The organism is Xenorhabdus sp. PB62.4 (assembly GCF_014467285.1).
Lineage (GTDB): Bacteria > Pseudomonadota > Gammaproteobacteria > Enterobacterales > Enterobacteriaceae > Xenorhabdus.
The window spans coordinates 153,187-174,502 of record NZ_NKHR01000007.1 but is presented as its reverse complement, the minus strand read 5'-3'; the positions used below and the strand labels follow the sequence as shown (position 1 = coordinate 174,502).

The 21,316-nt window shown below is 45.6% G+C and carries 19 protein-coding genes; 16 read left to right on the top strand and 3 right to left on the bottom strand.

The features are described 5' to 3' along the window. On the bottom strand, positions 1-108 hold a 108-nt coding region (locus Xenpb_RS08970; RefSeq protein WP_304952540.1), incomplete at its 3' end, for an IS1 family transposase. Positions 109-366: 258 nt separating this feature from the next. Here Xenpb_RS08970 and ravA point away from each other — a divergent pair. Beyond that, positions 367-1,860: an ATPase RavA gene (ravA, locus tag Xenpb_RS08965; RefSeq protein ID WP_187653996.1), complete on the top strand. Its 1,494-nt coding sequence runs from the start codon at positions 367-369 to the stop codon at positions 1,858-1,860. 83 nt (positions 1,861-1,943) lie between these two features. On the opposite strand, the gene Xenpb_RS08960 is transcribed toward ravA, so the two are convergent. Continuing rightward, on the bottom strand, positions 1,944-5,423 hold the full coding sequence (locus Xenpb_RS08960) for a DEAD/DEAH box helicase (protein ID WP_187653995.1): 3,480 nt from the start codon (positions 5,421-5,423) through the stop codon (positions 1,944-1,946). A gap of 146 nt (positions 5,424-5,569) precedes the next feature. Here Xenpb_RS08960 and viaA point away from each other — a divergent pair, with 146 nt between their 5' ends. Beyond that, the gene (gene viaA, locus Xenpb_RS08955) at positions 5,570-7,027 is read left to right on the top strand and encodes an ATPase RavA stimulator ViaA (protein ID WP_187653994.1); all 1,458 of its coding nucleotides are present in this window, start codon (positions 5,570-5,572) and stop codon (positions 7,025-7,027) included. A gap of 3 nt (positions 7,028-7,030) precedes the next feature. Here viaA and asnA read toward each other — a convergent pair whose 3' ends face one another. Next, positions 7,031-8,023: an aspartate--ammonia ligase gene (gene asnA / locus Xenpb_RS08950; RefSeq protein ID WP_187653993.1), complete on the bottom strand. Its 993-nt coding sequence runs from the start codon at positions 8,021-8,023 to the stop codon at positions 7,031-7,033. A gap of 166 nt (positions 8,024-8,189) precedes the next feature. Here asnA and asnC point away from each other — a divergent pair, with 166 nt between their 5' ends. From asnC to glmU, 14 genes are all read left to right on the top strand, one after another. Continuing rightward, entirely contained in the window at positions 8,190-8,651 is a 462-nt protein-coding gene (asnC, locus tag Xenpb_RS08945; RefSeq protein WP_086113468.1) for a transcriptional regulator AsnC, read from the top strand. A gap of 91 nt (positions 8,652-8,742) precedes the next feature. Beyond that, positions 8,743-9,183 carry an FMN-binding protein MioC gene (gene mioC / locus Xenpb_RS08940; protein WP_187654005.1) on the top strand — a complete coding sequence of 147 codons (441 nt, stop codon included), beginning with the start codon at positions 8,743-8,745 and terminating at the stop codon, positions 9,181-9,183. A gap of 375 nt (positions 9,184-9,558) precedes the next feature. After that, entirely contained in the window at positions 9,559-11,448 is a 1,890-nt protein-coding gene (gene mnmG, locus Xenpb_RS08935; RefSeq protein WP_187653992.1) for a tRNA uridine-5-carboxymethylaminomethyl(34) synthesis enzyme MnmG, read from the top strand. A gap of 11 nt (positions 11,449-11,459) precedes the next feature. Then, positions 11,460-12,080 (top strand): 16S rRNA (guanine(527)-N(7))-methyltransferase RsmG, encoded by a 621-nt coding sequence (rsmG, locus tag Xenpb_RS08930; RefSeq protein ID WP_099112975.1) that lies wholly within the window; start codon positions 11,460-11,462, stop codon positions 12,078-12,080. Positions 12,081-12,691: 611 nt separating this feature from the next. After that, positions 12,692-13,069 carry a F0F1 ATP synthase subunit I gene (gene atpI / locus Xenpb_RS08925; protein ID WP_187653991.1) on the top strand — a complete coding sequence of 126 codons (378 nt, stop codon included), beginning with the start codon at positions 12,692-12,694 and terminating at the stop codon, positions 13,067-13,069. Between the two features lie 31 nt (positions 13,070-13,100). Then, positions 13,101-13,925 carry a F0F1 ATP synthase subunit A gene (gene atpB, locus Xenpb_RS08920; RefSeq protein ID WP_099112977.1) on the top strand — a complete coding sequence of 275 codons (825 nt, stop codon included), beginning with the start codon at positions 13,101-13,103 and terminating at the stop codon, positions 13,923-13,925. A 50-nt stretch (positions 13,926-13,975) separates the two neighbouring features. Then, on the top strand, positions 13,976-14,218 hold the full coding sequence (gene atpE, locus Xenpb_RS08915; RefSeq protein WP_099112978.1) for a F0F1 ATP synthase subunit C: 243 nt from the start codon (positions 13,976-13,978) through the stop codon (positions 14,216-14,218). Between the two features lie 55 nt (positions 14,219-14,273). Next, complete coding sequence (atpF, locus tag Xenpb_RS08910) at positions 14,274-14,744, top strand: F0F1 ATP synthase subunit B (protein ID WP_099112979.1); 471 nt, start codon at positions 14,274-14,276, stop codon at positions 14,742-14,744. A 12-nt stretch (positions 14,745-14,756) separates the two neighbouring features. Continuing rightward, positions 14,757-15,290 carry a F0F1 ATP synthase subunit delta gene (gene atpH, locus Xenpb_RS08905; RefSeq protein WP_047962568.1) on the top strand — a complete coding sequence of 178 codons (534 nt, stop codon included), beginning with the start codon at positions 14,757-14,759 and terminating at the stop codon, positions 15,288-15,290. 14 nt (positions 15,291-15,304) lie between these two features. Next, positions 15,305-16,846, top strand: a complete 1,542-nt coding sequence (atpA, locus tag Xenpb_RS08900; RefSeq protein ID WP_099112980.1) for a F0F1 ATP synthase subunit alpha — start codon at positions 15,305-15,307, stop codon at positions 16,844-16,846. 73 nt (positions 16,847-16,919) lie between these two features. Further along, positions 16,920-17,783, top strand: a complete 864-nt coding sequence (atpG, locus tag Xenpb_RS08895; RefSeq protein ID WP_047962566.1) for a F0F1 ATP synthase subunit gamma — start codon at positions 16,920-16,922, stop codon at positions 17,781-17,783. A gap of 34 nt (positions 17,784-17,817) precedes the next feature. Then, positions 17,818-19,200 carry a F0F1 ATP synthase subunit beta gene (gene atpD / locus Xenpb_RS08890; RefSeq protein ID WP_099112982.1) on the top strand — a complete coding sequence of 461 codons (1,383 nt, stop codon included), beginning with the start codon at positions 17,818-17,820 and terminating at the stop codon, positions 19,198-19,200. 21 nt (positions 19,201-19,221) lie between these two features. Beyond that, positions 19,222-19,644 (top strand): F0F1 ATP synthase subunit epsilon, encoded by a 423-nt coding sequence (locus tag Xenpb_RS08885; RefSeq protein ID WP_187653990.1) that lies wholly within the window; start codon positions 19,222-19,224, stop codon positions 19,642-19,644. A gap of 186 nt (positions 19,645-19,830) precedes the next feature. Then, positions 19,831-21,231: a bifunctional UDP-N-acetylglucosamine diphosphorylase/glucosamine-1-phosphate N-acetyltransferase GlmU gene (gene glmU / locus Xenpb_RS08880; RefSeq protein WP_187653989.1), complete on the top strand. Its 1,401-nt coding sequence runs from the start codon at positions 19,831-19,833 to the stop codon at positions 21,229-21,231. Positions 21,232-21,316 lie beyond the last annotated feature (85 nt).

Here is a 21,316-nt window from a genome sequence, read left to right as displayed (position 1 = left end):
GCAGCAGGCATAACAGCGATAACGCTGATGTCCTCCATTTCCTTTTCCATGCCCTTTGACCTGTTCTGATTTGTGACAATAACGACAATAGACGTCAACTTTAGCCATGCTTTACCTTGATCACTAAAAATCAGGAAGTCTACCACAACTAACTATTTAATACACGACCCGAAAATGTGATCATCATAAAAACGTTTAGGGCGGAGATAAATAGAGAAAAAAAACTAACTTATTGAATAAGTTAAGCTAAATCGTTTTTTTAAATATACCATTAAAGTTTAGTAATCCATCATCAAAATCTTTGCATAGATTGAATTTTACCTATAAATAAAGGAAGGTAACTATCCGAGCCATGGTGTCAATAATATGCAATTGGTCGAGAAAATATCTCAGTTATGCCAGTATCTGGAAAGTGGCTTATACGAAAGACGACAAGCCATTCGCCTTTGTTTGCTGTCCGCTTTATGTGGAGAGAGCGTTTTTCTCCTTGGTCCCCCCGGTATAGCTAAGAGCCTGATCGCCCGTCGGCTCAAGTTTGCATTTCAAAATGCACGCGCTTTTGAATACCTCATGACCCGTTTTTCCACTCCAGAAGAAATCTTTGGCCCTCTTTCCATTCAAGCCCTCAAAGACGAAGGACGTTATCAACGCCTCACCGAAGGCTATTTACCTGAATCTGAGATTGTTTTTTTGGATGAAATCTGGAAATCAGGCCCGGCTATTCTGAATACGCTACTGACAGCGATCAATGAAAAGAAATTCAGGAATGGCACTCAGGAAGAACAACTGCCAATGCGTTTACTGGTTACCGCATCCAATGAACTTCCCGATACAGATAGCGGCTTGGAAGCACTTTATGATCGTATGTTGATCCGGATTTGGCTGGATAAGATTCAGGAAAAGAAAAATTTTCGGGCTTTGCTGACTGATCGGAACAATGAAAATGGCAACCCCATTCCTGCCTACATTCAGATCACTGATGATGAGTTTCATCAATGGCAAGACAAGATCAGCCATGTATCTCTGCCAGATCATATTTTCGAACTGATTTATCAACTACGTCAGCAAATAAATGCCACTGGAAATATTCCTGACATTTCAGATCGCCGCTGGAAAAAATCCATCCGCTTATTGCAGGCCAGTGCCTTTTGCAGTGGCAGAAATGAGATTTCCCCGCTAGATATGGTGTTATTAAAAGATTGTCTGTGGCACGATTTGAATGCCTTAAAATTTTTGTCCCAATTCTTACATGCCTTATTGACAGAACAGGCTTATCTGCAACGTTCCCTTATGCAAAAAATGGAGAAGTTATACCAGCAGTGGGTACAATCCAACCAAGACAAAAATGACCTTCATCCCCTGCAATTAGTCACCAAATCTTCTCTGTTTGGTCGCAAAACCCTTTATTCACTGCCCGGAGATATTGCAGATGAAAAGCTGACCCTGTTTTTACATCCTTCATTAGACATACATGATATTGAAGTCAATTTCATCGAAATAGATAAAAAGTCACTGGAAAACGCCCTAAAAAATAATATAGGAGAACTCCCTGTCTGCTTAAATGGTATTGGTTTCCCGCAAACCATCACGGCAGAAACCAATGAAAAGAACCAGCTTACAGTGCTGGATATTAGCCGTAATAGCGCCGTCTTATGCCTGTCTGGCATCTCAAAAAGCACCAATACAGAATGGATTGAAAAGCTAGCGGCTATCAGCGATGAAATTCAACAGCAACGCTATCTGTTTAATCAGCACCAACCCTGTTTATTTATCGAAGAACATTGGCTTGCCAGTATTGAACAAAGTTTCCTGCAATTAACCGAAAAACAGAAACAATTGAGATCAAGAATAGGGAAGTAATATTGTGTGGATCTTCTGCAAGGGAGCGACTTATGACTTATACAGAATGTCAAATATCATCTCCCTTAGGATGGAGTCATGTATCAAGCAAGCGCAAACAGTTCTCTAAGCGCTTGCGTATCCAGGTTGCCTATCCATTGCTCTCCACTACCCACCACCATATCCGATAGCTCACGCTTACGCTGGATCATTTCGTTAATGCGTTCTTCAAAGGTGGCACTGGTAATAAAGCGGTGCACCTGCACATTACGCTGTTGACCTATGCGATACGCACGGTCAGTGGCCTGTGCTTCTACCGCGGGATTCCACCATAAATCGAAGTGAATCACGTTTGAGGCGGCAGTTAGGTTAAGACCCGTGCCTCCGGCCTTGAGGGATAGCAGAAACACCCGCTCAGTACGGTCAGTCTGAAATTTCTCCACCATTTCGTCACGCTTGGAGCGGGATAGGCCGCCATGCAGGAACATCGGGGACTGCCCGTAACGCTGCCGCAACCAGTGAGCCAGTAATTCCCCCATCTCACGGAACTGAGTGAAAATGAGCGTCTTCTCGTGGCTGGCATGTATATCGTCAAGCAGATCGAACAAGCGTTCGAGTTTGCCGGAAACCATAGCATCGCTGGCAGGTTGTTTCAGGTACAGATCGGGATGGTTGCAGATCTGTTTTAGCGCCAGAATCATTTGTAATACCAAGCCCTGACGTTTGAACTGATCTTCTTCGGCTTCAAGAGTCAGCAGACCTTCACGCACCACCGATTCATACAGTGCGGTTTGTGTTGTCGTCAAGGTGCAGTATTGATCACTCTCAACCTTGTTGGGTAGGTCGCTGATCACGTTGCGGTCGGACTTAAGGCGGCGCAGGAGAAAGGGAGCTGTGATGCGTTGGAAACGTGCCGCTACCTGCCGATCGCGGTTGATCTGGATCGGCGTCGTGTAATCTTTCTCGAAACGTTTAAGTGTGCCCAGATAACCACGATTGACGAAATCCATTAAGCTCCAGTACTCAGACAGACGGTTTTCAACGGGGGTACCACTCATGGCGATATAGCCAGCAGCAGGGATGGACTTGATCGCTTTGGTCTGCGCGGCCGACGGGTTCTTGATGTTCTGCGCTTCATCCACCACCAGCACCCGCCAGGACATAGCCTTGAGCGTGGTCACCGCACTACGAACAATACCGTAGGTAGTTAGCAAGACGTCCGGCCGTTCGCAGGTCAATTCACGTTTGCTACCGTGGAATACGCCGATACTGATCGTTGGCGCAAAGCGAGCTATTTCCCTCTGCCAATTGGTCAGCAAACTGGTGGGAACCACTATCAGTGCCTTAGAGCAGTCTAAAGCACCGTCCTGCTTGAGTTTGAGCAGAGTAGCGATCACTTGCAGCGTTTTTCCAAGCCCCATATCATCAGCAATAACGCTGCCAAATCCTACTTGTAAGTTACGCAACATCCAAGCGTAGCCGCGTTGTTGATATGGGCGTAAGGTAGCATAGAGATCGCACGGTAAGGGCACTTCACCTGACTCCCTTAACTCGGTTAGCAGTTGTAGTGTGTTGTCGTCAAGCTTTACCGGTGTACCAGCATATTCGCCAGCCAATGCAGTGCGCAGCAGTTCAGTACCCGACAATTTAGAGGGGCGGCTCAGTTGGGCTTGCAAGCTCGTAATTTCTTCCGGGTCGAGGTAGACATATTCTCCTTTGAAACGCACTACGCCCGTTGCGCCTTGAACCAATTGCTCGAACTCTGCACGAGTCAGATGATGTTCACCCAGAGCTACCCGCCAATCGAAAGTCAGGATCTCATCGACCCTCAATTGATTGCTTCCCAGCCCTTGAGCCCGACTGGATACATTCATCGACAACCGGGGGCGTAACAATCGCTCCAGCGCCTTGGGTAGCAAAGTGCGAATGCCGAGCAATTGAATGGCAGGTAGTGTGTTGAACAATAGCTCAGGCAGTTGTTCAGCCGTCAGGACAATAGGAGAACGTGCGCTCTGTGCCAAGTAATCATTAAGAGGTGGGAAAAATTCGGCCAGCAGAACGACCGTCTGCAAGATACCGAAACGCGCCTGACTCCACTCTTGCTCAGTCAGCACCCTGTGCAACGGAATTGGTGGTGTCAACAAGGCTGATTTGGGCTGAATAGCCAACCCTACCTCGAAATCGCCGAACGCCCCCTCATCCAAACTCAACACGGGAGAATAGTCCCGTTCGGCCAGATGATAACGTGCGAGCCAAGTCTGTAAGGCAGGACCGATGGCACTTTCCTCCAGACCATCAAAGCTTTTCGGTTCACCACTGAATAACAGGGATAAGATTTTATTGTCACGTGGTTTCTCTCTGGCATACTCTGACTCCATTCGCAGGTAATAACCGATAAATACCGCACATAGCGCGCAGGCCTGCATCATTGGTGAAATAGTCTGGTTCCGACTCAACACGGCCAGTTGCGACGGCAGGCCTCTTGCCAGAAGCTCCATCTGTTCAGCAACCCGGTTATCAAGCATGGCCGGTAACCAACGCACTCCCAGAACGCCTGGCTCCACGGAAAACACCTGTGGCACTACCGCGCCGTGAGCCAACAGATGCAAAGATATCATGCGCAGATGGAACAGTGCGGCCACCTCTGGTTGCCTGTCCGGCAAGTCTGCTGGCGTGAGTTGTGCCAGCGCGGTGTCCAGTTCTTCAATGGTGTACAGGCCATTGACACCGCTGATGATGGCGTCTCCCTCCCGACTCAACGTGATACGGGGACGGTGGGAGGCCAACAAGGTGACTATAGGCATATCCATCAGAACCTTGCCATCCAACACCTTGCGGGCAAACTTAGCCATCCGCGCCAGTACTCTCTGCATCACCTTGCGCAGATCGCCGTCAGGGAAAAAAACGGTCTGTGTTGGCAGTACCGCCAATAGCGGCTCAGACAGCGATGGCAAGTCAGCATAAGCCAACGCTTCCAGTGCCATCGGATCCGGCGGGGTAGCCTCTGCTGACGCTCCATCTTCAATTAACAGGGCCGACAGGCGCGGCACATTGACCACCGCCTCGCGCTCAATATTAATCCCTCGTTCTTTTAGTTGCTGAATCAGATCCACACCACGCAGGGAGAACACTAGAAAAGGATTGCTGTCGATTTGACGACTGATCAAGTAAATCGTTGCCGCCAAGTGCTTACAAGGCACCACCCAGTCGGGGCAGGAACATCTCATCATTAAATCTTTCCGCTGGGACGGAAAGATGGCAATACCCAAGCGCTTAGCCTGTTCTAACACAGAAGGATCTAATTCTCGATTGAGCAGACGGGCGATCACACCAGGATCATCCATTAACGCGTTAAGCAATCGATCAACTTGCTTCTCGGTCAGTGGGGGAACTTGAATTAAAACTTGATAAGGTAATGGACTAGAACCCATCACCTTGGCCTGCAAAGTGCCTTTCTTCAATGTCAGATTCTTGACCATGCCTTTATTGGCATAAGTTCGCCCACGCGGCAATCGGTTGTCATAATCTATATTAATGAGGGCGTTCAGCCACTGTTTACCCCACCAGGTATTGCCATAACTCATGATATTTACCAAAGAAAATAGAAGATATAGACTAAATTTTACGGGTTTTGGCTACATTGGAACATGTTCCACAATGAAAAACTCACCAGATCTCCGGTCAGGGTGGGATTTACTAAAACAATTGAGATCAAAAATGGGGTAGCCATATGTTAACGCTGACCACACTCGATCTCCTGCTCTCTATCAATGAAGGGGAGCTGATCGAAGAGATCATCTTGCTATTGTTGAGTACTCCTCAATTAGTTATTTTCTTTGAAAAACATCCAAGACTTAAACAGGCATTGCTGAAAGATCTTCCCGCGTGGAAGCAAACATTGCGCCAAAGAATAAAAGAGTCTCTTATACCAGCCCGATTAGCCGAAGAATTTCAGTTATACCAACATCTACAAACAGCCAATACGACAAAGTTTTATCAACAGCTACCTGAAATCATAGAGAAACTCCAACAGCTTTCATCCCCTTTTGCCAATGAGGCTGACTCACTGTTCAAAGCATTATCTGAACACACCCGCTCAGAGCAAATTCTGTTTCTTCAACGATGGCGAATCAGCTTGATCCTGCAAGTAACAACATTTAACAAGGCATTATTAGAACAAGAGAAAGAACAGTTACTGGCACAGATCCAGAAACAATTAACTCTCAGCGGTAATCTCGATCCAATATTTGATCACAATGATCACGCCGCTGGCCGATTATGGGATATGAGTAAAAGCCAGCTACATCTGAACTCAAACAATATACAGCTATTCACCCTCTACGCTGACTTTCTCAGGCAACAACCTGAACTAGAAAAACTGGCACAATTGCTTGGCCGCAGCCAAACTGCGAAACCCATTCCCGAAGAAAGCCATGTTCTTGAACCATTCACCCAAATTGAAAGAATGCCGGACACCGTGCCAGAGCAGGTCAGCGGGATTCGACAAAGTGATGACATCTTAAGGTTGTTACCTGCTGAAATGGCCATGCTAGGTATTAAAGAGCTGGAATATGAATTTTATCGACGGCTGGTGGAAAAAAAACTGCTGTCTTATCGCTTGCAAGGGGATAACTGGCAGCAAAGAACTGCATTAAAACCCGTTACTCATCATCATAATGAAGCCCAACCACGAGGACCCTTTATTGTTTGCGTGGATACCTCAGGTTCAATGGGGGGATTTAATGAACAGTGTGCTAAAGCATTTTGTCTGGCGTTAATGCGTATCGCGCTGGCAGATAACCGTTACTGCCATATCATATTATTCTCTACGGAACTCGTTCACTATGATTTGACATCACTGGATGGGCTCACTCAAGCAGTACATTTTCTGGGACAAACGTTCAAAGGGGGAACTGATCTGGCATCCTGCCTGAATGCAACTATTGAAAAAATGAAAGAGAATATCTGGAAAGATGCTGATACTGTTGTCATTTCAGATTTCATTGCCCAACGTTTGCCAGACACTCTAATCCATCAGATAAAAAATCTGCAACAGCATCAACAACACCGCTTCCATGCGGTCTCCCTTTCCCACTATGGAAAACCCGGTATCATGCGGATATTTGATCATATCTGGCGTTTTGATACCGGGATCACAAGCCGTTTACGGCGAAGATGGCGAAATTAAACCTTAGAGCACACCTTCAACAGATTCGATAATTTCTGGTGACCAAACCCCGCACTGAACCTGACCAATATGCGCCATTTGCAGCAGCAGCATGACCAAACGAGATTGACCAATGCCACCACCGATGGATTGCGGCATATCACCTTTGATCAGGGCCTGATGCCAATCCAACTGCAAGCGATCTTCATCACTGGTCAGAGCAAGCTGACGTTGCAGCGCTTCTGCATCAACGCGAATACCCATTGAAGAAATTTCAAAAGCATCCTGCAAAACTGGGTTCCAGACAATAATGTCACCGTTCAGGCCGAAGAAACCATCACTGTTCAGTGTTGTCCAATCGTCGTAATCCGGTGCGCGGACATCATGCGCTTGATCATCAGACAGCTTGCCACCAATACCCATCAGGAAAATCGCACCAAACTCTTTAGCGGCCTCACGCTCACGGCCTTTAGCATCCAGATCAGGATAACGTTTCAGAAGCTCTTCGCTGTGGATAAAGTGAATTTGATCTGGCAGGAACGGTGCCAGACCAAATTCCTTACTTACAGCTTGTTGTGTTTCTTTTATTGCTTCGTAGATTTTACCTACTGTCTGTTTTAAATAGTCGAGTGAACGCTGACCTTCACCCAGCGTTTTCTCCCAATCCCACTGATCAACAAAAACAGAATGGATAGGGGTTAAGCGATCTTCATCAGGACGCAGAGCCTTCATATGGGTATATAACCCTTGTTCAGCTTGAAAACCAAAGCGACCTAATGTTTTGCGTTTCCACTTTGCCAGAGAATGAACCACTTCAAACGTTGCATCTGGCAAAGTTTTCACTTTCACTTGCACTGCTTTTTCATGGCCGGACAGGTTGTCCTGAGTACCGTCACCAAGGCGGCTCAGGATAGGTCCCTGAACTTCGATTAAACCAAGTTGTTTCTCTAGCAGACGGGAAAAGTATGATTTCACAAAACTAATCTGCTGCTGTTTTTCAATGAAGGATGTTTTCATGATGCTGTTCTCAAAATTTTTTAGTGACCCTGTGTCCCGTTGATATAGATTAAGCAACAAAATGAGGTACAAATTCAATATCTGATAATAAAAATATTGTATAAGATTAATAAACGATAATTTTTACACTAAAAAAATGAATATCATTTAAAAATAGGGGTTAAAAATGGCAGAAATTTATCAGATCGATAATTTAGACCGTGACATACTTCACGCTTTAATGGAAAACGCACGTACTCCTTATGCAGAATTAGCAAAAAAATTCGCAGTCAGCCCGGGAACTATCCATGTTCGCGTAGAAAAAATGAAACAATCTGGGATTATCACGGGTACTCGGGTTGATATCAGTGCCAAGCAACTGGGGTTCGATGTGTGCTGCTTCATCGGCATTATATTAAAAAGCGCCAAAGACTATCCCGCGGCATTGAAAAAACTCGATATGCTCGATGAAGTTGTTGAGGTTTATTACACCACAGGCCATTACAGCATTTTCATTAAGGTCATGTGCCGATCTATCGAAACCCTTCAGGACGTACTTATCAACAAGATCCAAACGATTGATGAAATCCAGTCAACAGAAACATTGATCTCTTTGCAAAACCCTATTACAAGGACAATAAAACCTTAAACCAGAAAAGTGTTTAACCACATTATCCACAGGTAGATCCCAATAGACTCACAGCGTACAATAGTTGCTCTTTAATTTAGCAAGGATCATGATGAGCACGATAACCTTAATTAGCGGCAGCACAATGGGTAGCGCCGAATACGTTGCCGAACATATGGCTGAGATCTTAGAAAATAACGGGTTTTCAACAGAGATGCTTCATGGTCCTTCATTGGATGATCTTCCTCTTGAAGGCCTGTGGCTTGTAGTTACTTCAACACATGGAGCTGGGGACTTACCTGAAAACCTCCAACCTCTGGCAGATACGATCACTCTACAACAACCTGATCTAAGCAATGTAACATTCGGCGCTGTCGGAATTGGCAGTTCTGAATATGACACATTCTGTGGTGCTATAAGATCACTTGAACGCTTATTGGAGGATCACGGCGCAAAACGGATCGGGGATCGACTGGAAATAGACATTCTGCAACATGAAATTCCTGAAGATCCAGCCGAAGAATGGGTTAAAGAATGGTCAAAGTTACTCTGATCTGATTAAAAATATAACGATCAACTGTGGATAACTCATCTGAAAAGCAGGGGTTAACCCGTAGTTATCCATTTGATAATCGAGTTTCAATCAAGTGACTGTGAATAACTCCGCATTTAGATCCCAGCTTATACTGACTTGGATCACGGATCATTCACAGCAAATGATCCTTTACAGCATCATGATCTTTATATGGAAAATCCACTTATCCACAGATGATCGCGATCCTAATAAAAGATCCAATAAAGAGATCTTTAAATAAAAAGATCTTCTTTTAAATAATGATGATCTCTCCCTACTTGGTCTGAGGTCCAAACTTGAGTAGAATTCTCTCCTCAATGCATATGAAGCATTCTCACAATTGAAGGTTCGAACATGTTTTATCCAGAGCACTTTGACGTCATCATTATCGGCGGAGGTCATGCCGGTACAGAAGCAGCAATGGCTGCCGCACGTATGGGGCGCCAAACCTTACTACTGACTCACAATATTGATAGTTTGGGCCAGATGTCATGTAATCCAGCCATTGGTGGGATCGGTAAAGGGCATCTGGTAAAAGAGATCGATGCACTTGGCGGTCTGATGGCAAAAGCCACAGATCAGGCAGGTATTCAATTTAGAACACTCAATGCCAGCAAAGGCCCTGCTGTTCGGGCAACGCGGGCACAAGCGGATCGAGTACTTTACCGACATGCCGTAAGAACCGCGTTGGAAAATCAGCCTAACTTAATGATCTTCCAGCAACCGGTCGAAGATCTCATTGTTGAGAACGATACTGTTACAGGTGTTGTTACTCGTATGGGATTAAAATTCAAGGCCAAATCAGTCGTTCTGACTGTAGGAACTTTCCTTGATGGAAAAATTCATATCGGATTGGAAAACTACAGTGGCGGACGTGCCGGAGATCCTCCTGCGATCTCGTTATCTCACCGCTTGCGTGAACTGCCTTTACGCGTAGCACGTCTGAAAACAGGTACGCCACCTCGCATTGATGCGCGATCCATTGATTTCAGCCAGCTTGAACAACAACTAGGTGATAATCCGACGCCTGTATTTTCATTCATGGGGAACGTGGATCAACATCCACGGCAAATTCCATGTTATATCACTCATACCAATGAAAAAACCCATGAAGTGATCCGCAACAACTTGGATCGCAGCCCGATGTACGCAGGGATCATCGAAGGGATCGGCCCTCGTTACTGTCCTTCCATCGAAGATAAAGTCATGCGTTTTGCAGATCGGAACGCTCACCAGATCTTCTTGGAACCAGAAGGGCTTACCAGTAACGAAATCTATCCAAACGGTATCTCAACCAGTCTGCCATTTGATGTACAGATGCAGATCGTCCATTCAATGAAAGGGATGGAAAATGCTCGTATCATTCGTCCGGGTTACGCGATCGAATATGACTTCTTCGATCCACGCGATTTAAAACAGACACTGGAAAGCAAATTTATCCACGGTTTGTTCTTTGCTGGTCAGATCAACGGGACCACAGGATACGAAGAAGCCGCAGCACAGGGATTGCTGGCAGGTCTCAATGCTGCACGCTATGCCGCTGGTGAAGAAGGGTGGTTTCCACGTCGTGATCAAGCTTATATCGGCGTTCTGGTTGATGATTTATGCACGCTGGGAACGAAAGAACCTTACCGTATGTTTACATCCCGCGCGGAATACCGCTTGATGCTGCGTGAAGACAACGCTGATCTCCGCTTGACAGAACAAGGCCGTAAACTAGGATTAGTTGATGATCTCCGTTGGGAACATTATTCCCGTAAAGTTGAAATGATCGAACAAGAACGTCAGCGTCTGCGTAATATCTGGGTACATCCTCACTCCGATAGTTTGGGTGATATCAACCAGATCTTGAAAACACCACTGTCAAAAGAAGCCAATGGTGAAGATTTACTGCGTCGCCCTGAAATGAATTACCAATTGCTGACATCCCTGCCGCGTTTTGCACCTGGGATCACAGAGCCGCAAGCAACAGATCAGGTTGAGATCCAAGTGAAGTACGAAGGTTATATCGCTCGTCAGCAGGAAGAAATCGAGAAACAACTGCGTAATGAAAATACTGCACTGCCGGTTGATCTGGATTACCAGCAAGTCAGCGGGCTTTCCAATGAAGTTATTGCAAAATTGAATGACCATAAACCAAGCTCTATTGGTCAGGCTTCACGTATTTCAGGCATTACACCAGCGGCCATTTCTATTTTGCTGGTATGGTTGAAAAAACAAGGTTTATTGCGTCGTAGCGCCTAAGGGGAAAGATTTTGCTTAACAAATTGGAATCGCTGTTGGCGACAACCAGTATTGAGTTATCGTTGGAACAGAAACAGCAGCTTGTTGCCTACGTTGATATGCTCAACAAATGGAATAAGGCCTACAATTTGACCTCTGTTCGTGATCCAAAGCAGATGCTGGTTCGGCATATCATGGATAGCATTGTTGTTAACCCATTTCTTCAGGGAACGCGATTTATTGATGTGGGAACAGGGCCTGGCTTGCCGGGCATCCCACTGGCTATTGTGCGACCAGACTCCCATTTCACCTTATTGGACAGTTTGGGAAAACGCGTCCGTTTTTTACGTCAGGTTCAGCATGAATTAGGTTTAGCCAATATCGAACCTGTGCAAAGCCGGGTTGAAGAATTTATCCCTGAACCGCCTTTTGATGGTGTGATTAGCCGCGCATTTGCTTCTCTGCAAGACATGCTCTCATGGTGCCATCATCTTCCTAAGCCGCTTGAAGGACGTTTTTACGCTCTGAAAGGTGTGTTACCGGAAGATGAGTTGGCTCAATTGCCCACAGGGATCGTCCTTGAGAAAGCTATTTCTCTTCAGGTTGCAGAGTTGGATGAACAGCGTCATCTGGTTATTCTTAAGTCAAACTAACTTTGTTATTTGTCAATAAAAATATAAATAATTAGTGATGCTAACCACATTTAAGATGTTGCTAGCGTTACTAATTATTCCTTTGCATGGTTTTAATTTTATTTACTGGTTGTTCACAGAAAAACAACGTTATTTTTATATTGATATGATTTTTCTTTCTGATGATAGCTATCGATTTTCTTTATAAATAAAATTTAGAGAAAGTGAGCAAAATAAACATTTAACCTTTTTCATCGATATATCAGATAAAATTTTATAGGTATAATATTAATTGATTGATTTTAAGTAAAAAAATAAAAAAATTTTGATCACATATTTAATGATAAAAATAATTGATGGATTTTGTTTGGTGTGATACGTATCACGTTTAATTTCGCGTTTATCCCATTAATCGTTGCAGAATATTAAAGGGTATTTGTGAGCAATCTAGCACCAAAGCTAGAAATTTAAATAATTATTCACTTTTTCGCTACTTATGGATTGAATTCATTTTGGCGGCCCGTATAATTTGCACGTTTTTGTCACTTGACACTCTTAAGCAAAGCCAGTTTTATACAACATTCAGCAAGACCTGATATGTGATGGTGTACCTCAGGGAGAAAACAAAAGTCATGTCTGTATCCCTTTACAGCGGTAGAACGGCACTGAAACTGTTACTTTTGCAGTTAATGACTTTTGTTATTCTCAGTGTAGCTTTTTGTACCAAAAGTATAGAGTGGGGCGCTTCTGCTTTTGCAGGTGGGTTGGCATGTTGGCTACCAAATGTCATTTTCATGCTGCTTAGCCGCTTCCAAAAAGCGAAAGAAGAAGGTGTTCCAGTACGGATTGCATGGTTTTTCGCGATTAGCGAAGGGGTTAAAGTTATCATTACGATAACTGTGCTGATAGTCGCTTTAGGGGTGTTCAAAGCGGCATTTGCACCACTTGGTGTGGCCTATTTAGCGGTGCTGATTGTGCAGATCATCGCACCTGCCGTAATGAACGGTTAGCGTTTTTAACAACAAAAGGGTAAAAAGCATCATGTCTGCATCAGGAGAAGTTTCAACTTCGGAGTACATAAGCCACCACCTGAGGCATCTTCAGTTGGACTTGCGTACTTTTGAGTTGGTCAACCCCCACGCTAGTGGTTATGAGGCGACGTTCTGGACACTGAACATTGACTCGCTTTTTTTCTCCATCGTATTAGGGATGTTGTTTCTATTTGTATTCAGAAGAGTCGCGGTTCGCGCTACTGATGGCGTTCCGGGTAAATTCCAGACTGCAGTAGAAATGGTAATCGGTTTCGTTGATAACACCGTTCGTGATATGTATCACGGAAAGAGCAAAGTGATAGCCCCACTGGCTTTGACTGTGTTTGTTTGGGTGTTACTGATGAACGCATTGGATTTACTGCCAATCGATTTCATTCCTTTGATCGGTGAACATGTCTTCGGCTTACCTGCTCTGCGTATTGTTCCAACCGCAGATGTCAGTGTTACCTTGTCGATGGCTCTGGGCGTCTTTGTCCTCATTCTGTTCTACAGCGTTAAGATGAAAGGAATTCGTGGTTTTGCGAAGGAGCTGACATTACAGCCTTTCAACCATCCACTGTTTATTCCAATTAACTTAATTTTGGAAGGGGTCAGCTTGCTGTCTAAACCTATATCACTCGGTCTGCGACTGTTTGGTAATATGTATGCTGGCGAATTGATCTTTATTCTTATTGCGGCTCTCTTACCGTTTTGGTCACAGTGGTTACTCAGCCTGCCGTGGGCGATTTTCCACATACTGATTATTACGTTACAAGCCTTTATTTTCATGGTTCTGACGATTGTTTATCTCTCGATGGCATCTGAAGAGCATTAATTTTTATCAATCATTAATCGTGTTTTAACTGAAACAAACTGGAGACTGTCATGGATATAAACATGGATCTGCTGTACATAGCTGCCGCTATTCTGATGGGTTTGGCGGCTATCGGTGCTGCGATCGGTATCGGCATCCTCGGGGGTAAATTCTTGGAAGGCGCTGCTCGCCAACCTGATCTGATTCCTCTGCTGCGTACGCAGTTCTTTATCGTCATGGGTCTGGTTGACGCCATCCCGATGATTGCTGTGGGCCTGGGCTTGTATATGATGTTCGCTGTTGGTGGTCAATAAAATAGCAGAACTACAAATTACGCCAATTCATTAATTGAAATAGAGGTATTGTGCCGTGAATATTAACGCAACAATCCTCGGCCAGGCCATCGCGTTTGTCCTGTTTGTTTTGTTCTGCATGAAGTATGTATGGCCACCAATCATGGCGGCCATTGAAAAACGTCAGAAAGAGATTGCTGACGGTTTGGCTTCAGCAGAGCGTGCCAAAAAGAACCTGGACTTAGCGCAAGCCAATGCGTCCGACCAACTGAAAAAAGCGAAAGCTGATGCACAAGTTATCATCGAGCAGGCTAATAAACAAAAAGCCCAAATTATTGATGATGCTAAAGCAGAAGCCGAGCTGGAACGTAACAAAATTGTCGCGCAAGCTCATGCTGAAATTGAAGCTGAACGTAAGCGCGCTCGTGAAGAGTTACGTAAACAAGTTGCGATGCTGGCTATCGCAGGTGCCGAGAAAATCATCGAACGTTCCGTGGATGAAGCTGCTAACAGCGACATCGTTGATAAACTGGTCGCTGAACTGTAAGGAGGGAGGGGCATGTCTGAATTCGCTACGGTAGCTCGCCCCTACGCCAAAGCAGCTTTTGACTTTGCTGTAGAACACCAATCTCTTGAACACTGGCAAAATATGCTGGCGTTCACTGCCGAGGTCACTCGCAATGAGCAGGTTGGTGAGCTGCTTTCCGGTTCATTGGCACCGGAAACGTTAGCCAAAACCTTCATCACCATTTGTGGTGAGCAGGTTGATGCGCATGCTCAGAACTTTATTCGTGTAATGGCAGAAAATGGTCGCTTGCTGGTACTGCCAGAAGTCTTCCAGCAATTTATCCAATTGCGTGCGTCACTTGAATCAACCATCGATGTTGAAGTGATTTCTGCGTCCGAACTGAATGAGCAGCAGCAGGCTAAAATTTCTGCGGCGATGGAAAAACGTCTGTCACGCAAAGTGAAGCTGAATTGCAAAATTGACAAGTCTGTTATTGCCGGTGTGATTATCCGCGCAGGTGACATGGTGATCGATGGCAGTATTCGTGGCCGTCTGGATCGTTTAACAGACGTCTTGCAGTCTTAAGGGGACTGGAGCATATGCAACTGAATTCCACCGAAATCAGCGAACTGATCAAACAGCGTATTGCTCAGTTCAATGTCGTGAGCGAAGCTCACAATGAAGGTACGATTGTTTCCGTTAACGACGGTATCATTCGTATCCACGGTTTAGCTGATGTCATGCAGGGTGAAATGATCTCTCTGCCTGGCAACCGTTACGCAATTGCACTGAACCTGGAGCGCGACTCCGTAGGTGCGGTTGTTATGGGTCCGTATGCTGACTTAGCCGAAGGCATGAAAGTCAAATGTACCGGCCGTATTTTGGAAGTACCTGTTGGTCGTGGTCTGCTTGGTCGTGTTGTTAACACACTGGGTGAGCCAATCGACGGTAAAGGCGCTGTTGAGCATGATGGCTTCTCACCTGTTGAAGTGATTGCGCCGGGCGTTATCGATCGTCAATCCGTTGACCAGCCTGTCCAGACAGGTTACAAATCTGTTGATGCTATGATCCCAATCGGCCGTGGTCAGCGTGAGCTGGTAATCGGCGACCGTCAGACGGGTAAAACTGCTCTGGCTATCGATGCGATCATCAACCAACGTAATTCTGGTATCAAATGTATCTATGTTGCGATTGGTCAGAAAGCCTCTACCATTGCTAACGTAGTTCGTAAACTGGAAGAGCACGGTGCACTGGAAAACACCATCGTTGTTGTTGCGTCCGCTTCAGAATCAGCGGCCCTGCAATATTTGGCACCATACTCAGGTTGTGCGATGGGTGAATACTTCCGTGATCGTGGTGAAGATGCACTGATTGTTTACGATGACCTGTCTAAACAGGCTGTTGCATACCGTCAGATTTCCCTGTTGCTGCGTCGTCCACCTGGACGTGAAGCATTCCCTGGTGACGTTTTCTATCTGCACTCCCGTCTGTTGGAGCGTGCAGCGCGTGTTAACGCTGAATATGTTGAAAAATTTACCAACGGCGAAGTGAAAGGCCAAACAGGTTCTCTGACTGCACTGCCAATCATTGAAACTCAGGCGGGTGACGTTTCTGCGTTCGTACCAACAAACGTTATCTCTATTACTGATGGTCAGATCTTCCTTGAATCTTCCCTGTTCAACGCAGGTATCCGTCCGGCGGTTAACCCAGGGATTTCTGTATCCCGTGTAGGTGGTGCTGCTCAGACTAAGATCATCAAGAAACTGTCTGGTGGTATCCGTACCGCTCTGGCTCAGTACCGTGAACTGGCAGCGTTCTCCCAGTTTGCTTCTGATCTGGATGATGCAACACGTAAGCAGTTGGATCATGGTCAGAAAGTCACTGAACTGTTGAAACAGAAACAGTATCTGCCGATGTCTATTGCACAACAGGCTCTGTCCCTGTTTGCTGCTGAGCGTGGCTATCTGGAAGATGTCGAAATCGCGAAAGTGGTCAGTTTCGAAGCTGCGCTGTTGGCATATGCTAGCCGTGAACATGCTGATCTTCTGAAAGAGATTGACCAGTCCGGTGATTACAACGGAGAGATTGAAGCTAAGCTGAAAGCTCTGTTGGAATCTTTCAAGGCGACTCAGTCCTGGTAACACTATTCGGCCCTGTTTGATTCTGTTGATGAATAAAAAACATGGGCCGTCTGGTTAATGAGGAGAAGCAGAAATGGCCGGCGCAAAAGAGATACGTACCAAAATCGCCAGTGTGCAGAACACGCAAAAAATCACTAAAGCGATGGAAATGGTCGCCGCGTCCAAAATGCGTAAAACGCAGGATCGCATGGCGGCCAGCCGTCCTTATGCAGAGACCATTCGCAGTGTGATTGGACACCTTGCGTTAGGTAATCTGGAGTACAAACATCCATACCTTGAAGAGCGCGAAGTGAAGCGTGTTGGGTATGTGGTTGTTTCGACTGACCGTGGTTTATGTGGCGGTTTGAACATTAACTTGTTCAAAAAATTGCTGATAGAAATGAAAGACTGGTCTGATAAAAGCGTTCAGGTTGACTTGGCGCTTGTTGGATCGAAAGCGGTTTCTTTCTTTTCTTCTGTTGGCGGCAACATTGTTGCCCAAGTAACAGGGATGGGAGATAACCCATCATTGTCCGAATTGATCGGGCCAGTCCACGTCATGATGCAAGCATATGACGAAGGGCGTCTGGATAAACTGTATATAGTGACAAACAAGTTCATGAATACAATGTCTCAGGTTCCGACGATCACTCAGTTATTGCCTCTGCCAGCCGGAGACGATGAAACACTGAAGAAGAAGTCCTGGGATTATCTGTATGAACCTGATCCTAAGGCGCTGTTGGATACCCTGCTGCGCCGCTATATAGAATCGCAAGTTTATCAGGGCGTCGTTGAAAACCTGGCTAGTGAACAGGCCGCACGAATGGTAGCGATGAAAGCCGCGACCGATAACGGTGGCAACCTGATCAAAGAGTTGCAGTTGGTTTACAACAAGGCTCGTCAGGCCAGCATCACTCAGGAACTCACCGAAATCGTTTCGGGTGCTTCTGCGGTTTAACAGCTAGGTTTACGAATTACGTAGAGGATTCAAGATGGCTACTGGAAAGATTATCCAGGTAATCGGCGCCGTAGTGGACGTCGAATTCCCTCAGGACAGCGTACCGAAAGTATACGATGCCCTTGAGGTTAAAAACGGTGAAGAAAAATTGGTGCTGGAAGTTCAGCAGCAGTTAGGTGGCGGTATCGTTCGTTGTATCGCAATGGGTACCTCCGATGGCCTGCGCCGTCATTTGGACGTAACTGATTTAGGGCACCCAATCGAAGTACCAGTGGGTAAAGCTACACTGGGCCGTATCATGAACGTATTGGGTGATCCAATTGACATGAAAGGTGAGATCGGCGAAGAAGAGCGCTGGTCAATTCACCGTACAGCACCAACCTATGAAGAGCTGTCCAACTCTCAGGAACTGCTGGAAACCGGTATCAAAGTCATGGACTTGATCTGCCCATTCGCTAAGGGTGGTAAAGTGGGTCTGTTTGGTGGTGCGGGTGTAGGTAAAACCGTTAACATGATGGAGCTGATCCGTAATATCGCGATCGAGCACTCAGGTTACTCCGTATTTGCCGGTGTTGGTGAGCGTACCCGTGAAGGTAACGACTTCTATCATGAAATGACCGATTCAAACGTACTGGATAAAGTATCTCTGGTATACGGTCAGATGAATGAGCCACCAGGAAACCGTCTGCGCGTTGCACTGACTGGCTTGACCATGGCGGAAAAATTCCGTGATGAAGGCCGTGACGTTCTGCTGTTCGTTGATAACATTTACCGTTATACCCTGGCAGGGACAGAAGTATCTGCACTGTTGGGTCGTATGCCATCTGCGGTAGGTTATCAGCCAACACTGGCGGAAGAGATGGGTGCTCTGCAAGAGCGTATCACTTCAACCAAAACTGGCTCTATCACCTCCGTACAGGCGGTTTACGTACCTGCGGATGATTTGACTGACCCATCACCAGCGACAACCTTTGCTCACTTGGATGCAACTGTCGTATTGAGCCGTCAGATCGCGTCTCTGGGTATTTACCCTGCGGTTGACCCACTGGATTCAACCAGCCGTCAGCTTGACCCACTGGTTGTTGGTCAGGAGCACTATGATGTTGCCCGTGGCGTTCAGTCTATCCTGCAACGTTATCAGGAACTGAAAGACATCATCGCTATTCTGGGTATGGACGAACTGTCTGAAGATGACAAACTGGTTGTGGCACGTGCCCGTAAGATCCAGCGCTTCCTGTCTCAGCCATTCTTCGTTGCAGAAGTCTTCACCGGCTCACCAGGTAAATTCGTTCCTCTGAAAGACACCATCCGTGGCTTCAAAGGTATCCTGAACGGTGATTATGACCACCTGCCAGAGCAGGCGTTCTACATGGTTGGTACCATCGACGAAGCTGTGGAAAAAGCGAAAAAGCTTTAATACGGCTGACGGGAGGTTGATATGGCTGCAATGACGTTCTCCCTGAACGTAGTCAGTGCTGAAAAACAGATGTTTGAAGGACTGGTACAGAAAATTCAGGTGACAGGCAGTGAAGGTGAACTGGGGATCTATCCTCAGCACACACCACTGCTTACTGCCATAAAACCGGGCATGATACGTATTGTTAAGCAGTTTGGTGAAGAAGAATTTATCTACCTGTCAGGTGGAATTCTTGAAGTGCAGCCAAACTGCGTTATCGTACTGGCTGATACAGCGATCCGTGGTAAGGATTTGGACGAAGCTAAAGTGCTTGAAGCCAAGCGCAAGGCAGAAGAACATATCCGTAATTCTCACGGCGATGTTGATTATGCTCAGGCATCTGCTGAATTGTCGAAAGCGATCGCGAAACTTCGCGTTATCGAATTGACAAAAAAAATGATGTAATAAATACCCAATAGATTTTGAATTGCGCTCAACTGAGCTGCAACTTGAAAGATAACGGGTATAGGCAGTGAGATAAAAAGCCAGTTAGTGAAAGCTAACTGGCTTTTTTGCATTGCGAAATATGTAGCAATTTATTTCGTAAACAGGTTTACTTTCATACTTAAAATTGGAATTGTTAGGTTTCTTATGTCTATTAGTGAAAACTGTGCCAGTGAAAACAGTATCAGTGCAAAAAGTGTTGTGATCCTTGCCGCAGGTAAAGGAACGCGCATGTATTCTGATCTTCCTAAAGTTCTGCACTTGCTGGCTGGTAAACCGATGGTTCAGCATGTCATTGATACCGCAATGGAATTAGGCACACAAAATGTTCATCTGGTTTATGGACATGGTGGTGACCTGATGAAACAAACACTCTCCAACCAACATTTAAACTGGGTACTGCAAGCTGAACAGCTTGGTACTGGTCATGCCATGCAGCAGGCCGCCCCGCATTTTTCAGATGGTGAAGATATTCTGATCCTTTATGGTGATGTCCCTTTGATCGCGAAAGATACTTTAGAGCGTTTGATCGACGTTAAACCAGAAGGTGGTATTGGTTTATTAACGGCTATTTTGGATAACCCAACCGGATATGGCCGGATTATCCGCGAAAATGGCGAAGTAACGGGCATTATCGAACAGAAAGATGCGACGGAAGAACAGCGTAAAATCAACGAAATTAACACCGGTATTTTGGTGGCAAATGGCGGTGATTTGAAACGTTGGCTATCCAAGTTGGAAAACAACAACGCACAGGGCGAATATTACCTTACCGATGTTATTGCGATCGCACACAAAGAAGGTCGCCAAATAAAGGCAGTACACCCAAGCCGTTTGAGTGAAATGGAAGGGGTCAATAACCGCCTTCAACTTTCCGCACTGGAGCGTATTTACCAGTCTGAACAAGCCGAAAAATTATTGCTGGCGGGTGTCATGTTATTAGATCCTGCCCGTTTTGATTTGCGTGGAACATTGGAACACGGTCGCGATGTAGTGATTGATACCAATGTGATTATTGAGGGCCATGTCACACTGGGAAATAATGTTCATATCGGTTCTGGTTGTATCCTGAAAAATTGCGTTATTGGTGATGGCGCGGTCATTAGCCCTTATACCGTAATTGAAGATTCTGAACTTGCTGCTGAGTGCACCGTTGGGCCTTTTGCCCGCTTACGTCCCGGTTCTAAACTGGCAGAAAAAGCGCATGTTGGCAATTTCGTCGAAATGAAAAAATCCTCTCTTGGCAAAGGTTCCAAGGCGGGTCACCTGACTTACCTTGGCGATTCTGAAATTGGTAATAATGTGAATATTGGTGCGGGAACGATTACTTGCAACTATGATGGCGCCAATAAATTTAAAACCATCATTGGCGATGATGTATTTGTTGGTTCTGATACCCAGCTTGTTGCACCTGTTACGGTAGCGAAAGGCGCAACTATTGGTGCAGGAACCACAGTAACAAAAAACGTTGCTGAGAACGAATTGGTTATCAGTCGCGTGAAGCAAACCCATATTCAGAACTGGCAACGTCCTGTTAAGAAAAAATAAATAAAGATATATCCATAATAATAATCCCCATCTCTACAAAGCTCGGGGACGGCAATAGCCGAAACACAATCAGGCTGGCGACATA

Excerpts from the sequence above, each read along its gene's own strand:
- atpI (WP_187653991.1), top strand. The coding sequence starts at position 12,692 with ATGTCTGTATCCCTTTACAGCGGTAGAACGGCACTGAAACTGTTACTT.
- atpH (WP_047962568.1), top strand. The coding sequence starts at position 14,757 with ATGTCTGAATTCGCTACGGTAGCTCGCCCCTACGCCAAAGCAGCTTTT.
- Xenpb_RS08960 (WP_187653995.1), bottom strand. The coding sequence starts at position 5,423 with ATGAGTTATGGCAATACCTGGTGGGGTAAACAGTGGCTGAACGCCCTC.
- mnmG (WP_187653992.1), top strand. The coding sequence starts at position 9,559 with ATGTTTTATCCAGAGCACTTTGACGTCATCATTATCGGCGGAGGTCAT.
- atpE (WP_099112978.1), top strand. The coding sequence starts at position 13,976 with ATGGATATAAACATGGATCTGCTGTACATAGCTGCCGCTATTCTGATG.
- atpG (WP_047962566.1), top strand. The coding sequence starts at position 16,920 with ATGGCCGGCGCAAAAGAGATACGTACCAAAATCGCCAGTGTGCAGAAC.
- asnC (WP_086113468.1), top strand. The coding sequence starts at position 8,190 with ATGGCAGAAATTTATCAGATCGATAATTTAGACCGTGACATACTTCAC.
- atpD (WP_099112982.1), top strand. The coding sequence starts at position 17,818 with ATGGCTACTGGAAAGATTATCCAGGTAATCGGCGCCGTAGTGGACGTC.
- viaA (WP_187653994.1), top strand. The coding sequence starts at position 5,570 with ATGTTAACGCTGACCACACTCGATCTCCTGCTCTCTATCAATGAAGGG.
- ravA (WP_187653996.1), top strand. The coding sequence starts at position 367 with ATGCAATTGGTCGAGAAAATATCTCAGTTATGCCAGTATCTGGAAAGT.
- mioC (WP_187654005.1), top strand. The coding sequence starts at position 8,743 with ATGAGCACGATAACCTTAATTAGCGGCAGCACAATGGGTAGCGCCGAA.
- atpA (WP_099112980.1), top strand. The coding sequence starts at position 15,305 with ATGCAACTGAATTCCACCGAAATCAGCGAACTGATCAAACAGCGTATT.
- glmU (WP_187653989.1), top strand. The coding sequence starts at position 19,831 with ATGTCTATTAGTGAAAACTGTGCCAGTGAAAACAGTATCAGTGCAAAA.
- asnA (WP_187653993.1), bottom strand. The coding sequence starts at position 8,023 with ATGAAAACATCCTTCATTGAAAAACAGCAGCAGATTAGTTTTGTGAAA.
- atpB (WP_099112977.1), top strand. The coding sequence starts at position 13,101 with ATGTCTGCATCAGGAGAAGTTTCAACTTCGGAGTACATAAGCCACCAC.
- Xenpb_RS08885 (WP_187653990.1), top strand. The coding sequence starts at position 19,222 with ATGGCTGCAATGACGTTCTCCCTGAACGTAGTCAGTGCTGAAAAACAG.